11 protein-coding genes and 1 pseudogene are annotated in these 15,162 nt (G+C 55.0%); 5 read left to right on the forward strand and 7 right to left on the reverse strand.

Annotated elements, in window-relative coordinates:
* Positions 1-227: 227 nt before the first annotated feature.
* The 6 genes and pseudogenes from EXW96_RS24425 to EXW96_RS24450 form a co-directional block, all read right to left on the reverse strand.
* On the reverse strand, positions 228-1,280 hold the full coding sequence (locus EXW96_RS24425; protein ID WP_254611547.1) for a copper amine oxidase N-terminal domain-containing protein: 1,053 nt from the start codon (positions 1,278-1,280) through the stop codon (positions 228-230).
* Positions 1,281-1,983: 703 nt separating this feature from the next.
* Positions 1,984-2,919: a DUF4340 domain-containing protein gene (locus tag EXW96_RS24430; RefSeq protein ID WP_137670909.1), complete on the reverse strand. Its 936-nt coding sequence runs from the start codon at positions 2,917-2,919 to the stop codon at positions 1,984-1,986.
* A complete protein-coding gene (locus EXW96_RS24435; protein WP_137670908.1) occupies positions 2,916-4,307 on the reverse strand; it encodes a GldG family protein in 1,392 nt (463 codons plus the stop codon). Before EXW96_RS24435 ends, EXW96_RS24430 begins: the two co-directional genes overlap by 4 nt.
* Positions 4,308-4,361: 54 nt before the next feature.
* Positions 4,362-5,074: pseudogene (locus tag EXW96_RS24440) on the reverse strand (ABC transporter permease subunit).
* A complete protein-coding gene (locus tag EXW96_RS24445) occupies positions 5,067-6,119 on the reverse strand; it encodes an ABC transporter ATP-binding protein (protein ID WP_062410101.1) in 1,053 nt (350 codons plus the stop codon). The pseudogene EXW96_RS24440 and the gene EXW96_RS24445 overlap by 8 nt, the downstream one beginning before the upstream one ends.
* Positions 6,120-6,333: 214 nt before the next feature.
* Positions 6,334-6,678 carry a hypothetical protein gene (locus EXW96_RS24450; RefSeq protein WP_137670906.1) on the reverse strand — a complete coding sequence of 115 codons (345 nt, stop codon included), beginning with the start codon at positions 6,676-6,678 and terminating at the stop codon, positions 6,334-6,336.
* Between the two features lie 329 nt (positions 6,679-7,007).
* Between EXW96_RS24450 and EXW96_RS24455 the strand changes: the two genes are divergently transcribed.
* Positions 7,008-7,232, forward strand: coding sequence for a hypothetical protein (locus tag EXW96_RS24455; RefSeq protein ID WP_174351664.1), 225 nt, complete (start codon positions 7,008-7,010; stop codon positions 7,230-7,232).
* Positions 7,229-7,462: a hypothetical protein gene (locus EXW96_RS24460; RefSeq protein ID WP_174351625.1), complete on the forward strand. Its 234-nt coding sequence runs from the start codon at positions 7,229-7,231 to the stop codon at positions 7,460-7,462. Before EXW96_RS24455 ends, EXW96_RS24460 begins: the two co-directional genes overlap by 4 nt.
* A 63-nt stretch (positions 7,463-7,525) precedes the next feature.
* Here EXW96_RS24460 and EXW96_RS24465 read toward each other — a convergent pair whose 3' ends face one another.
* Positions 7,526-10,045 (reverse strand): U32 family peptidase, encoded by a 2,520-nt coding sequence (locus EXW96_RS24465; protein WP_062410103.1) that lies wholly within the window; start codon positions 10,043-10,045, stop codon positions 7,526-7,528.
* Between the two features lie 309 nt (positions 10,046-10,354).
* Here EXW96_RS24465 and EXW96_RS24470 point away from each other — a divergent pair, with 309 nt between their 5' ends.
* From EXW96_RS24470 to EXW96_RS24480, 3 genes are read left to right on the forward strand one after another with little or no spacing between them, the layout of a single operon-like run.
* Positions 10,355-13,603, forward strand: a complete 3,249-nt coding sequence (locus EXW96_RS24470) for an FG-GAP repeat domain-containing protein (protein ID WP_174351626.1) — start codon at positions 10,355-10,357, stop codon at positions 13,601-13,603.
* 45 nt (positions 13,604-13,648) lie between these two features.
* A complete protein-coding gene (locus EXW96_RS24475) occupies positions 13,649-13,900 on the forward strand; it encodes an acyl carrier protein (RefSeq protein WP_054820280.1) in 252 nt (83 codons plus the stop codon).
* A gap of 5 nt (positions 13,901-13,905) precedes the next feature.
* Positions 13,906-15,102, forward strand: coding sequence for a class-II aminoacyl-tRNA synthetase family protein (locus EXW96_RS24480; RefSeq protein WP_074729036.1), 1,197 nt, complete (start codon positions 13,906-13,908; stop codon positions 15,100-15,102).
* Positions 15,103-15,162: the final 60 nt, after the last annotated feature.

The following is a 15,162-nucleotide window of genomic DNA, read 5'->3' on the forward strand; positions in this document are numbered from 1 at the left end:
ATAGGACAGGAAATACGTGTAAAAGATCACGCACGCAGTGCTGCTGAAAATACCGATTAACAAAATCCGTCGTTCCAACGACGTGTAGTTCATGAAGACGAACAAGACGCAAACGAGACATAACAGCACTACGCCGACACGGAAGACGTTTCTCTTTTTTCTATGCCACTTTCGTGTGTCTACGGCAGGAGTCAACAAGGGATGCTTTCACTCGCTTTCCTCTCAGCTTACTTTGTCTCAATCAGCACGGTTTGGGTCAGTTGATCCCACTCCACCTTCGCCCCGAGCGCTTCGCTGATAAACCGGATCGGCACCATCGTTGAAGAACCGACAAGCTTGGCCGGCGCGTCCAACGTTTTCGGGCTTCCGTTGATCAAAGCATCTTTACTGCCGAGCTTAAGGTCGATCGTCGTACCGCCCTTCTTGGCCTGAACCGCCCTCTGTTCCTCGTTCCACAATACCGTGGCGCCCAGCGCCTCGAATATCGCTCTCATGGGGACAAGTACATTCCCGGAATCATTCACCGGCGGCTGTTCAAAGGTTTGCAGTTCGCCGTCAATCATCACCTTGATTTCTGCGAAACTTACCGTTAGCGGCTTAACGGCGATTGGCGCTTCATCGAATATCCGCTGCCGGTAATTCATAACGTCGGTAATCAGCTTTTGCCGGTCTTCCAATATTTCCTGTACGGCTCTGTTTCTTTCCTCCAAAATTTGTTTGTATGTGTTCTCCCGTGTTTGCCGAATGCTCTCGAGCTCCTTCTCGCGCACATCGTCGTCCGCTTTGTTAGCGGCATATCGTTTCATCGCTCCGCCGGTCCGGGAGTCGGGCTTGAGCTCATCCTTGTAATCGTCTATCAAACTTTTAGGGTATGCACCGCTCTTGACGTCATTCGAGTATCGGTCGCGTATCCGTTTATAGGATTCGTAATAGCGTCCGAAGCTGCCTAAAGTGTTGCCCGGGTTAATCGAGCGTTGGTATTGGTTATGGATCAGTCCGTTTGCAGGGCCGGGAGGGTATTTCTTCTTCAATTCTTGATAGTCGTTATTCAGCAGCTCAGCCAACGATTCCATATCGGCTGTGACTTGTGCCACCAAAGCGTCCTTATCGGCATTGGCCACCTTGTAAACTACATCGTAATATTTTTCCGCTTCGGCTTTGTCGGCTTCGTAACGCTGCTCATAGTCCGACGCTTGCGCCGCGGCTCCGCTAGTACCGAGGCTCCCCGCAACCAGCGCCGCAGTTAAACCCAAAATAGCTAATAAACGTTGTCGTTTCATTGATATCCCTTCCTTCTCCATATATTTTAGGCAAACATTTCCACATTCACGTTGAGATTATACGTCCTTTTTTCCAATTTGTTTCATGACAAGGCTTCTTTAAGGAAAAATAAGAGGTTGGAATCACCGGCTTGGTTCTATCCGCTTCTTAAGACTCGGTACATAAGGCCTATAAGCAAAAAAGCATAATTGTTAACACTGTTCAGTCGTGGATCTCAAACGCTTATGCTGTATTTGGGATCGATTGAAAAGGAGTGTGGTGCTGAAAATGACACAAAGCATATGGAGTGACTTTAAGATGTAGCCGAGTTGTAAAACATTTCTTCTCCCCCCAAGCTAACAGCATAGCAATCCCTTTTCATCAAACAGTTTCCTCAGAGCATCATTTACGATTCAAGACTTTGCACTCCGAGAAATCTGCTCATGCTTTATTAACATTAAAATTATCATTATTTGTTTGCAGGTTGATCCACAGATTCTTCCTGATCACCTGAAGCAAAAGGTTTTAGAAACTCAGATGCCGCGCTTCTTATCGGTAAGCGATAACGTTACCCGAAAACGGTATCGACGCGACCCTCAAGCTCACCTGCAAAAACTTGAGAACTTATGGGACGAGAGTATTGTTTGTTAAACATGCCGTCGTAGAAAAAAAACACCGCGCAGCCATGGCCGAATCATACGGTCCTTCTGCACGGTGTTCAGTTTATTTCTGCTCCGCCGGCGCTTCCTTATCTTTGTCCGCCAGCTCCTGAATCGCCGAGGCGGGAACGGCGAATGCCCATTCTCCGCCCTGCTTGGCGATCCACACGTTGTCGTTCTCCACTTTGCCCACATATACTGTTGAGGTTTCTTTTCCGTCCTCACCCGCCGTCTGAATCTCGATCCGCAGCTCCGGCTGGTCAAGACCCTTCACCTCGGACGCGGGCTTGGCCAGCTGCTCGGTGGAGAGGAAGGCCGCTTTATCGAGGTATCCGCTGGCATCCACGCCTTTGACTTCTTTATCTCCGAGCTTCCAGTTCGCCTCATACGACTTTTTGTCCGGCTCCGATTTGGTTAGCGTCCACTTATGGCCCTTCCAATCGACACTTAAAGCACGGACCTGCTCATAGTTCAGCTGAATCGGTCTTTTTTCCATAAAATCGATTTGCTGCTTTGCCAAAGACGTTAGGGTCGATTCGCTGATCTGGAATACTTCTGGCGAGCCGCCGAACTTGGCATAGTAATAGCCCTGCACCGCTACCGGGCTGCCGACGGACAGGGTGTGTGTCGTTCCGTTCGTCAGCTTTATGCTGAATTCCTGGGCCGGAGGATTCAGACCGAATTGGGTCAGGTCGGACGGATTCTCGTCGACGATCTTATCCTTCTTCACGGCGTTGAATGAATCGATCCATCCTGCCGGCTGAACCGTATTCAGCGGAATCGCAGAAGGGCGGATCATCGTCCACCCTCCGTCTTTTTGCTGCAGCTCAATAACCGTATCGCCTTTTTTGATCGTGTACCCTGCCACTTCTTCTTTCTTCACGTTCACCAGAGCCGGGGCTTCCGGCGGTTTTTCCTTAAAGAAGTCTTTGCTAGACGCAAACCAGAAGCCCCCGATGCACAAGATAACCAGGATCATCGTAGGGATCAGCCGCTTCATCCTTTTCTCCTCCTCCACCAAATCGTCCCGCCAAAGATCAGGAAGAGCAGCGGGAAGACCAGCACCGTTCCATAGAAAATCATGTTCGCCTGACCGGCAGTCACCAGCGCGGTTTGAATAGCATCGCCCTGCCGCGGGCGTATCGTTACCTGATTCGTCTGCTCCTGCAGCCAAGCCACGCTGTTGAGAGCGAAGTCACGATTGCCCTGCTGCGAAATGACCCGGTCCACGAACAACGTCGAACCGCCTAGAACGACCGCTTTCGGCTTCTGGTCCTTGTTTTCCACGACGTAGCCCAAATTCAGCGGCCCCTGGATATCGGTCTGATCCTTGCTGCTTTGGCTGCTCTGCGCAAGCCGCTTCAGATCGGTTTCGCCATAGGCCGCACTGGTCGTTTTAAGGATGGGAGTCACCGAATAATTCTCATTTGGCTGATCCGCGTTCAGCGATACGGCCAGCGTCATCATGGTCAGCAGGTTGTACTGCTGAAGCTTCTCGGTAATTTTATGCGGCCCGTATTCCGGAATGATCGTCAACGGATCATAGAGCACGCTTTGCTTCGGCTCGATCGCCACGGCATGCTGGTCTTTAATGCCGTAAGCCGACATGAGGCCGTCGATATTTTTCCATCCGGTTGCCATATCCTGATTAAACCCTAGCGCCAGGTACAGCTTGCCCTTACCGTCCAAATACGATTTGATCAGTTGGGCTTCCTGATCGCTGATATCGTGCTCGGGCCCGATAATGAACAGCATTTCGGCATCCTCCGGGATTTTGCCCTCGCGCAGCAGGTTCAGGTCCGCCACTTCGTAGTTCTCTCCTTCGAGTCCGCTGCGCCATGTATTCATTTGATTCAGGGGAATCTCGTTATGTCCGGAAAGAAAATACACTTTGCGTTTTTCCTTGCTGTTCAGGTTCACGAGCGCCTGGGTCAGCTTTTCCTCGCCGCTGAACTGATACTCCCCTTGCTGCTGGCCAGGAAGGAACATATCGTAGTAGTTGATCGTGTTTTTCTGCGTACCGCTCTCCACCACCAGCGTTCCTGAAGGATTTACGTCATATTGCTTGGCGATGGCCGGTTGTTTCACGATATCGTACTCGTCGAAAGTGATTTTCCCGCTGCGTTTCTTATATTCCTGCACCAGCTCGACCACCTGGCGTTTAATATACGGATCGGTCTGGTCGCTCGTCAGCGAGACGATGCGCACGTCCTGTTCCAGCGCAGCGAGCGTTTGCGTCGTTTGTTCCGACAGCGAAAATTTCTTATTTAATGTAAGATCAAGCTGCAGCCCTTTCATCGAGTTCAAAAATATCGTCAGCACGATGAAAATGCCGATCACGGCGAGCGACAGCACGACCGCATTCGTTCCGCGTATCCACTTGTTCACTTTGGCTTTCTCCCTTCTGCTTGGCGCGTAGTCCGCGCTTCAAGCGATTATCGATTATCTCCAGCGTTTGCGTTCCAGCACTTGAATACTGAGCAGCACGAACACCGCAATCAGCGTAATATAGAAAAGCACGTCGGCAAAATCGAGCACGCCCTTCTGCAGGTCGAGCGTACGGCCTACAATGGAGAACATACCGAGAAAATCTTTGATTTTCCCGCCCACTGTATCCCCGAGCCATTCGATCGTCCAAAAAACGAGCAGAATCGCAAACGCGGCGATACCCGACACCATTTGGTGCGCCGTTAGTGAAGAAGCGAACAAACCGATCGCCATCATCGCCGCGCCCAGCAAAAACATGGAAAGATAGGACAGCCACAGCACCGGCAGTTCGAACGTCCCGTAAGCGCTCAAAATCAGCGGATAAATCAAGCTGCCGATGACAAGCAGCAGCTGAACGATAGCGGCCGCGGTATATTTGCCGAGTACGATTTCCGTAATACTGGCGGGAGATGTCAGCAGCAGCTCGTCCGTCCCTTGCCGCAGCTCCTCGGAAATGAGCCGCATCGTCAGCAAAGGCACGATAAACAGAAACACGAACGTGATATTTCCTACCACCGGCCGAATATCGACTACATATGGCGGATACAGGAAATTCGCGCTGAAAAAATAGCCCGTTATGAGGAAAAAGAACGCGAAAGCCGCATACGCCGTCGGCGAGTAAAATACATCTGCAGCTCTTTTTTAGCAATCGCCCAGGTTCTACGCATCCGGGGTCACCTCCTCCGAAGCGGTTTCGCCGCCAGCCGCTCCTTCCAGCGCTTCGCTTGTTGTCAGCTTCAAGAAAATGTCCTCCAAGCTGAGGCTCTCCTTTTTCATAGATAGAATCGGATACCTGCGCTCGGCCATTCTGTAGAACAGCGCCTCGCGGATGTCCTCTTCAGCCGCTGCGGTTACGAGCACCTTCACCGTCGCATCCGGACTGTCCGCCACGGAAGACTCCGCGGCCGAATCCGCAGCATTCGATTCCGGTTTCGGCGCTTCGCCGTCCAGCTCCCTTACGCCGGCTACGCCGGGCACGCCGCGCAGTTCCTCAAGCACGGCCTCGCGCGGGCCCTTCACTTCAAGCGATACCTCGAAGGCTTCGCCCATCGTATGCGCCAGCCGTTCGGGCTGTCCATCCAGGACGATGCGGCCTTGATTGATAATTAATACACGATTGCACAGCGTATTGATTTCGGGCAATATATGCGTGCTGAGCAGCACGGTATGATTCTCGCCCAGCTCCCGGATGAGCTGGCGGATTTCGATGATTTGTTTGGGATCCAGCCCTGAAGTCGGTTCGTCCAGCACCAACAGGTCCGGTTGATGTAGGATGGCCTGCGCCAGACCGACACGCTGCTTGTACCCTTTGGACAAGCTCCGGATGACCTGCCGTTCGCGTCCCTGCAAACCGAGCCGCTCTACTACCTCGCCGATGCGGCTTTTCTGCTCCTTTGCCGGAATGCCACGCAAATCGGCGATAAACTGCAAATAAGCCCCGACCGTAAGCTCCGGATACAGCGGCGGCGTCTCAGGCAAATATCCGATCTTCTGCCGCGCTTTCTTCGGATGATCCGCCATCGACAAGCCGTCAATCGTAATCGTGCCCTGCGTCGGATTCAAATAGCCTGTGATCATCCGCATGGTTGTCGTTTTACCGGCGCCGTTGGGCCCGAGGAACCCGACGATCTCTCCGCGGCTCATAGAGAAATCGATGCTTTGGACCCCTCTTTGATTCTCGTATACTTTGCTGACCTGTTTCACCTCGAGCATACCACAACCTCCCGTTATACCCACTTTTTCCACATTACAGCCATTCCCATCTTTTATACGGCTTAACCACAAACAATATACAAGCCCATGTATAATAAAACCTTAATCGAACCTGAAATCTGGATTAAAATTTTGCGTCCATGACCCGGACAAAAAAACTTCAGACCCAAAAGTCCGAAGGCTTTCCTCTACAGCACCGCTCTCGTTTGCCCATTTACAATGGTTTCCCCCGAATCGTACAGCTTGGCCCCTTTGAGCCGTCCTTGAAGCCCGGTTTTGGCTTTAATGGAGGGTTCCCCTTGCTCTCCGGCTGCTTCTTGGAGTTCGGAAACAAATCCTTGATCCCCTCGCCGTCAATCGGGCCCGAATAATTCACGCCGATATTCAGCTTCCCTTCCAGCTCTTTAATCCCCAGGGCACCGAAATTGTTGCTGTGATCCCATTTTTCCACGATAAGCTTCTCGATCGCAATATGCTCGATAACGACCGTCGGCTTCGCTTCTGCCGGCTTCGGATCTTCCGGCTTGGTTTGAGCCTGCTCCTGCAGCTTGCGTTCCAATTCGGCGATTCTCCTTTCCAAATGGGCATAAGGTTTGTCCTTGGGTAAAAACCCGCGATTTGATCGGGAGAACGGCCACATGAAATCACCCCGTTTCACATAGAATGGACTATAGCATGGACTAAGGTACGGTCCTATTCGCCGGTACATGTCGTTAAAGGAGGATGTCCCCCGTGTTTTATCCATCAGAAACCAATTTCAGATTCGTCAAAGTGAATAAGATAGGACTAGTCAAACATGTCCGTTCAAAAGCGTTTCCGGTAAAATTTTTGGCGATTTCCAGCCATTCGAGAGATGGGACATTTCCACAGTAATTATATAGTATTTTCATTTTAAAGATTAATTCCATCGAAAATGCCTCGGCGGTGAATGTAGGACAAATTTTTTTAGCGGAATGGACGAATTCGGACAAACGTTTGCAGGGCTATGGACAAAATTACGGCGATGAGGCGAGCTTCGCGGGCAACCGGCATTTCGTCGACGACAGGGATCAGGTGGATTCACCTGCTTTGCAGCGCTCCGCACTCATTGCGCCCGGGGAGGAATACCGATGATTTTCGCACCGATGATGGTGAATTTATTAGGTTTTAAAGCCAACGTGCTGGATCGGGGGAGCAATCTCAGCTTCCGGCCCGTTCAACAAGTCGATCTGTTCTTATCCACCAAACAGAATATGGGCTTTGGCGAGGAAAACGGCGATTGGTCGCCGGCCTATGTACCGTTTAACTTAGTCTTCGATCAGGATGTGGTTGACAGCCCTTCGATTAAAAACAGCTTGGTATAAAAGGAAAAACCGCTGCACCGGCTTTATGCAAAGCCGAGGCGGCGGTTTCTATAAGCAGTAAGGCTATTTCACCAGCTGCCCGCGCGTGACGCCGAGCTGGTTGGTCGATTTCAATGTTTTCCACACCTGTGTGCCGCTGATCTGGCCGCGCAGAGCGCGCTCGTACAATCCGAGCACCTCCTGCACCTTTTCGGGCGATTCCTCCAAAAACTCCACACGGTATGAAGGCACCCCCAGCTCCATGAAGTTCGCAAGGTATTCCGCACCGGATTGGTCGATCGCATTGTACACGGTGTTCCGGCAGCCTTCGTCGACGCGGACCGGATGCGAGAAGCCGACGCGGTCCTTCAGGGACGCGCGGTGCTCCTCGCACGGCCGGCCGCAGTTCGTGTAGTCCGTACCCGGACTCAAGAACGTGCAGTAGACGCAGTGCTCCGTATGGAACATCGGCAAATGCTGATGGATGACGATCTCCAGGCGCGAAGTATCCGTACGGCGCAGCAGATCGACCATCTGCTGAATGTTCAGGTCGTAGGACGGGGTCACGCGGCTGAGCCCGGCATCCAGAAACAACGCGGCCGTCTTATGGTTGGCGACATTCAGCGAGAAGTCGCCGATCAGTTCCGGACGGGCTTCCGATGGATGCTCGGCGAAATAGCGCATAAACCAGTAGACCGCTCCCGTATTGCGAACCAATACCGCATCGGGTTTCAGGTTCAGGATGTTCTTGAAATAGCCCGTTTCACCAGGCATATGAATGCGCGGCGTCGCAAGCGCGATGCGCTTGCCCGCGGCGCGGGCGGCCTCCACGGCAGCAGGAAACTGCTTGATAAACTCGAAATCGGCATAGATTAGCTCGACGTTCATCGCGCAGGCCGCCTGCACCTGGTCGAGGCTGCGGCAGAGCGCCGTCAGCCGCGCCCGGGCCTGTCCGCCGACAGGCGTGGCGGGAGCAGCCGGCTGCACAGGCGTATCGCCGTATACATCCACGCTGCGCTTGATGTAAGCCCGAGGACGCTCACGCCACTCCTGCAGCAGCTCCACTGCCCGGCGGCGCATCTGGTTCAGCTCGCGCATCGGTACGATCAAATCCCCGCCAAGATGAACCTCAAGCCCGTCGAGCTTGTAAATCGTTCCGCCCAGCCGTCCGAACTGCTCGCGGAACAGTTCGACCGTCATCGGCCTCTTCTCGGCGGGAGCCAGCGGCAGCTCCGACTCTACGACTACGGTATGATTGGCCGTCACGTCCGTCCATACGCTCTTCAGCGGCTGACCTGCGGCTCCGATCACCTTCACGTTAACCGGGAACACACGGTAAGGCTTGTCCGTCTCGAACGACTGGCGCATTCTTTTGTCCAGATGCGGGTCGTTGGTCTTCCAAATCCGGTCGCCGACATGCACGCGGCTCAGATCGACATCGCTGCGGCCCGGCACGATTTCAACAAGACCGCCCTGCGCTTCGCCCTCCAGCTTTACGCCCTTTCGGCGCAGGTCGTATACGCGGCCGCCCTCTTCCTTCTTGGTCGGATCCCCCGCGTCAAAGCAAATGCCGTCGCCCCGCTTCAGCGGCGCCTCCAGCTCGCACAGCACACCGTCCCGCAGCACCTGCTTCACGCGTCCCAGGTAAACGCCGCGGCTTTTGGGGTATGTGCCCTCCACCAGCTGCTTGTTGTTCGTTCCTTTCAGGAAGCCGTGCGTAAACCCGCGCGAGAAGCTTTGCTCAAGCTCCCTAAGCTCTTCTTTGGTCGGCTTCGGGTTCTCTCCGTCGAAGTAACGGTCAATCGCCTTGCGGTATTTCGAAACCACATTGGCCACGTACTCCGGGCTTTTCAACCGCCCTTCGATTTTAAAAGAGGTTACGCCCGCTTCAATCAGCTCCGGCACCAGCTCGATCGCCGCCAAATCCTTCGGGGATAACAGATAGGCCACATCCCCCATCGGCTTATGCTCCCCGTCCACCATCAGATCGTACGGAAGCCGGCAGGCTTGGGCGCATTCGCCGCGGTTGGCCGAACGGCCGCCCCACATCTCCGAGGTCAGGCATTGTCCTGAATAAGACACACAGAGCGCCCCGTGCACAAATACTTCCATCGGAAGCTTGGCCTGCTCGCCGATCTGCCTGATCTGCTTCAGGTTGTTTTCACGCCCCAGCACTACCCGTTCGATATCAAACGGCTTCGTGAATTCCACCGCCTCCGGCGAGGTAATCGTCATCTGCGTCGAGCCGTGAATCGGGAAGTCCGGCGACAGCTCGCGAATCATCCGCACAAGACCCAAGTCCTGTACGATCACCGCATCTACGCCGGCATCGATACAGGCTTCGATCAGCGACTTGGCATCCTCCAGTTCCTCTTCAAATACCAGGATATTGAACGTCAAAAAGCCCTTAACCCCGTAACGGTGCAAAAAGGACATAATGTCCGGCAGCTCGTCCGTATGAAAATTATTCGCCCGGGCCCGGGCATTGAATTTTTCTACGCCGAAAAAGACGGCGTCGGCCCCGTTCGCCACCGCCGCTCGCATACAGTCCCAATCCCCCGCGGGAGCAAGCAGCTCTATATCTGATTTGCGTATTTCGCTCATGGAAATAGTAACCTCCGAATAAAAAATACCTTAACTGTTCTAGTGTAACAGAAACCGACCCAAGGATAAACGGTACCTCCATCCAGTCCAGGCCAAAGCCCCTTTGCGTTCAACCCACCTTGAAAGGCTTTTCGGGCGACGCTTCATCTTATAAGGGCAGCCGACCCCGGTTCCGGCCCGGTTGCCGTTATGATCGCGGGAGCCCCGCAGACTCGGCCGGAAGCCGGACCGGACCGGAGGTCAAAAGTTAACAAAGCCCGCCATCCATGCTATAATGTCAGGGTAATGCAACCCAAAGGTAATTGAGGGATGACTTTGAATCGAATCCACCGGCGCAGCGCCGTTGTCGCCTTGCTCGGATTACTGGCGGTGATATTGGCGCTCGTTCTGTTCATGCCCGACAAGGAGCTCAAGGTACGCATGCTGTACGCCACGCAAGGCGACGCTTACGATACCGCCGCTTACGGGCATTTGCGGCAAACGCTAGTCGTTGGCCTGGAGCTGGATCGCTTGTCTTTGGACAAGCTGAGCACACGACAGCTCCAATCGTACGATACGATAATGTTAGACCCGGCCCTGCACGGAACGTTAACCGATCCGCAGCGCAAGCTGCTGGTCGATTATGTCGAGGCGGGCGGACATTTGTTCCTTGAAAATCCATTTGCCGACGATTTTGAGCCCGCTTTCCTGGGGGCCAAGGAAATTGTGGATGTGAAGGTGCCTGAGCGCAGTGCGCTTCCTGTCAGCGCCGGCGCATCACTTTGGTCATACCCGGACACGGACACTAACCTGCAGGGCGTTCAGCAGCTGCTGCGGTCGTTTGCGGATACCTTCTTCCGGCATGATACGGAAGGCAGTTTGAGCCGGTTCTCATGGGGCAAAGGCATTATTCCTTCCACCGCGGAAACGCTGGTCTCGATGAACGGGGCTTCCTTATACACGGTGAACCGGTACGGACGGGGCACCGTCTTTTTTTGCGGTACTTTGCTGCCGAACCGCTATTATATCACGGGCTATGATCTGACCGGCGGCATGGATCCCAGGCTGGGCTTTGAGCAGCTCGCCGCGGAGACGAACGCGGCTAAGAAAGAACGTCCCGGCGCGTTGTATTTTGACCGGAGCCAGCTGCCGCTCGAGCCGTATTTTCACTTCACGTTCGCGGCCGGAAGCCATCTGCTGCGCAGCGAATATGCCGCCTTCATCTCTAAAGTGAAGCTCGGCTACAGCGTAAAGAAGACGCTGGGCCCTTACGGAAGACCGGCCATGGCGTATCAAAATCATTTTGAGGCGATGGAAGCGATTCGCGACGGCGAGGGCATCCAGTGGGCTGAACTGCTGCGCAAGTACAACCAGATTCCTTCCTTCTCGCTCGTCCGCTCCGCGTTCACTTGGGGGCGGTGGCAGGAATCCGTGGTCGTCCACCTGAACACGGGCACGAATGAGAAGCCTGCGTTCGCCGGGGAGACGCCGAATTCGTTTTACTCCAGCGGCAACCGGCTTATGGACGAGGAAGGCCCGATCCGATTGGCCGCTTATCCGGAGTACCGTTCGCTGGGGGACCCGATTACGCTGCCTTACCGCGCGGTTCCGGCGCTGGCCGATGTGGACGGCGACGGTAACGTCGATCTCGTTGTCGGCTCGGCCGACGGCAGCGTATACGTGTACCCGGGAACGGGGGCTGCAGGCGACGCCTATGCCGGCCAGCAGCTGCCGGAGGGCATGAAAGCGCCCGCGGCCTTCGGGAAGCGGGCGCCCGTGCGGCTCGAGAACGGAGAGCCGCTGAAGGTCGGGTCGTACGCCAGCGTCGCGGCGGCCGACCTGAATGCCGACGGCCGGCCGGATCTGCTGATCGGCCGGCCGGACGGCACGCTCGCCGCCGCCTACGGCAGAGCCGGCGGCGTGTTCACGGCGCCCGCCGCGCTGCTGGCAGGCGGGCAGCCTGTGCGTGCCGCCGCGCCGCTGGCGGCGGCTGTGGGCGACGTCACCGGAGACGGCGTCCCCGACCTTGTGGTCGGGGACGGCGACGGCCGGGTGACGCTGTACCGCGGCGAGCGGGGCGCCGGCGGCGCGCTCGCCTTTGCTGCGGGCGCGGTGCAGTTCAAGCTGCCCGCGCCGTTTGCGGCGCCGTCCATCCGCGACATGGACGGGGACGGCAGGGCCGACCTCGTCGTCGGCGGCCTGGAAGGCGACCTGCGCGTATACTTGCAGCGGGGATCGGAGCCGGGCGCTATCACCTGGCTCGATCACGGCGTTATGGAGGCCGCCTCGACGAACCAGCTCGGCAGCCGCGCCCTGGTCGGAGGACACAGCTCCGTTCCACTCTGGTATGACTTGAACGCCGACGGACGGGACGATCTCATTGTCGGACAATTGGAATTCGGCATGCCGTCGACGATTGACGACCCGAAATTTCCTTACGCCGACCAGCTAAACGAATTTATTCAATACAGCAAGAAGCATCATTTGGAATTGTATCCTCACATTTTCGTGCACAACTTTACAAGCGACGCTCAGGAGAAGCAGGAGATCGCCCTGCACCGGCAGGCGTTCGACAAGCTGGGCATTCCTTGGGGGCTGACGGGCACAAATCAGCATACCTGGCGCATAAATCATCCCGACCGCACACAGACGCTGCGCAACGAACGGGAAGCGGGGATTTGGTTTAACTTTGGCTTCAAGCCCTCCTACGCGAAGAATGACCCGAGGCTGGGCGTCGAGTATAACTGGGGATTGCCGTTTTTGATGACGAACGCGGCGGGCGAACCGGAGCTGAAGCAGCCGATGATGCTGTATACCCCGGCGCCGGTGCTGCGCACCGACCCGCAGTACTCGACGAAGGATTTGTTCGAAGCCTATGCGGCCATGGATTTGCCGATCGATTATTTCGAGCATATCGAGTACCATTTTCCGGTGCGTGTTCCGGAGCTCTTGGAATTTGTCCGCTACCTGGACGGGCTGCGCAATGATTACAGCTATAACTTTATGACTGAAACGCAGATGGCCCGGTCCTTCCTTAACGCCATGACGACCCGCGTTAAGCTTGAGCGGCCATGGCGCGAGGTCATCGCGGACCGGCTGAAGAAGATGCTCGGCATGCAGGTCGAGCCCGGCTTCCGTGTGAAGCCGGACACCGGCGAAGTGCCGGAGCATGCGGCCGAATATACCGGCACGCTCGGCCTTGCGGTCGAGCTTGGGCAGCCTTACGCAGACAAGCAGGCGGTCACCGATGCCGATGTGCACGACACACGGGAAGGCAAGCTCTATTTCGGAGCGCCCCAAACGACCAATGTCCGCTTTGTGACGAAGGAGCGCGCAAGCGCCCTTGAAGCCGAGCTTCACCTGCTTCGTTCGAACGTCCCGTATGAGCTGGAAAAATCCGGCGAACGCCGGATGTTGAAGCTGAACGCGCCGGGCATGCAGCAGATTCGCCTGCGCAGCACTCAGCCGTTGACCATCTCGGGTCCAGAGCTGAAAGTAGACCGGGATGAAACAGGCATGATCTATACCGTCACCCATTTCGGCGACCCGGTTGCCATTGAAATCTCTTACGGGCGCTAGGCGCCCGTTCCACGTTATTCCATATCAATCAAGGAGGCTTTATCCATGCAGGATGTGTTAGAGCAGTTAGAAGCGCACATAAGGAGCCGCTACGAAATTGAAGACGACGACGAGGACTTCACGGTGGACGTCCACCTGTTCGATTATGGTTATATCGACTCCTTCGGAGCTACCGCTTTGATCGCGCATATCGAGCAAACGTATGGGATTCAGGTAACCAACCAGGATTTGATGATGTACCCGCTGAATACCGTTCGCGAAATCGCTGCATTTATCCAGAACAAGAAGGGGAATTAAGAACAATGGAGTGTATAGTATCTCTGGAGCATCTTGCCCCCAGCCAGCATGGACAATTAAAATACGCAGCCGCCTTCATCGACGAAACGATCAGCGACATCCGGATTGAATCGGGCCGGATTCATATCGTTCACGAATCGCCCAAAGGCAATGCAGCCATCGAAGAACGGGTGCATAAGCTCATCGACCGGTTCTCCCAAGGCGACTTCGGCTTTAAGGAGAATATCCTGTTCGAGCACAAAGCCGACACCCCTTACGAGGGAGATATTATCGCCGAGCTTGTCGATCGAAAAATCATCAAGGTGCTGGAGCCGGGGCTGTTCATTTTCCGCGAGCCGTTCTCCAGCCTGATGCGTTTTTTCGATTACAGCTTTATGACCAAAGTGGCCGGCCGCTTCGACGGTGTAAAGGAAGAGCATTACCCAGCCGTCATTCACAGTGAGACGCTGAACAAAACGAACCATTTCACCTCGTTTCCGGAACACATTCATTTTCTCACGCATCTGCGCGAGGATTTGGATATCATCGAATCGTTCTCGCAGTCGATCCGCGACGCAGGCGGCTGGAAGCAGGACCAAAAGCTCGATTTGAACGCCACGATGCCGACGCCGAAGTTTACGATGAATCCGTCCACCTGCTATCACTGCTATGAAGGATTGCAGAACGAAACGCTGGAAGGCGACGGTTTGATCGTGGCGGCCATCTCGAAATGCCACCGCTTCGAATCGCGCAACCACAGCGATTTCGGACGGCTGCTCGACTTCAGCATGCGCGAGATCATCTTTGTAGGAAAGCCTGATTTCGTGAAGGAAAACCGCCTTCGCGCGATCGAATACCTCAAGGAGCTGGCCGTGGAGTGGAACGTGGACAGCGTGCTGGAGATCGCCAATGATCCGTTCTTCACGAACGATTTCCAGGTAAAGGCTTCCTTCCAACGCAATCAGGAGATGAAATACGAGCTTCGCCTGACGATACCGAATCTTAAAAAATCGATTGCCTGCAGCTCGGTGAATTTCCACAGCAATACATTCGGCAACGCCTTTAACATCAAGTTCGGCAAACGCAACGCCGTAACCGGCTGCGTCGGATTCGGCATCGAGCGCTGGACCTTTGCGTTCCTGGCACAGTACGGACTGGACGAAGCCAAGTGGCCTGCCTCGTTCCGCGAGCAGTATCACGCCTGGCAGCAGAAATCGCTATAATCCAGCGCCGGTCGATTCCATACCGGAACAACGGCTATGGCCTTACCGGCCTGCCTCATT

This window comes from Paenibacillus sp. JMULE4, from assembly GCF_013337105.1.
GTDB lineage: Bacteria > Bacillota > Bacilli > Paenibacillales > NBRC-103111 > Paenibacillus_G > Paenibacillus_G naphthalenovorans.

Excerpts from the sequence above, each read along its gene's own strand:
- EXW96_RS24425 (WP_254611547.1), bottom strand. The coding sequence starts at position 1,280 with ATGAAACGACAACGTTTATTAGCTATTTTGGGTTTAACTGCGGCGCTG.
- EXW96_RS24430 (WP_137670909.1), bottom strand. The coding sequence starts at position 2,919 with ATGAAGCGGCTGATCCCTACGATGATCCTGGTTATCTTGTGCATCGGG.
- EXW96_RS24445 (WP_062410101.1), bottom strand. The coding sequence starts at position 6,119 with ATGCTCGAGGTGAAACAGGTCAGCAAAGTATACGAGAATCAAAGAGGG.
- EXW96_RS24460 (WP_174351625.1), top strand. The coding sequence starts at position 7,229 with ATGATTTTCGCACCGATGATGGTGAATTTATTAGGTTTTAAAGCCAAC.
- EXW96_RS24465 (WP_062410103.1), bottom strand. The coding sequence starts at position 10,045 with ATGAGCGAAATACGCAAATCAGATATAGAGCTGCTTGCTCCCGCGGGG.
- EXW96_RS24470 (WP_174351626.1), top strand. The coding sequence starts at position 10,355 with ATGACTTTGAATCGAATCCACCGGCGCAGCGCCGTTGTCGCCTTGCTC.
- EXW96_RS24475 (WP_054820280.1), top strand. The coding sequence starts at position 13,649 with ATGCAGGATGTGTTAGAGCAGTTAGAAGCGCACATAAGGAGCCGCTAC.
- EXW96_RS24480 (WP_074729036.1), top strand. The coding sequence starts at position 13,906 with ATGGAGTGTATAGTATCTCTGGAGCATCTTGCCCCCAGCCAGCATGGA.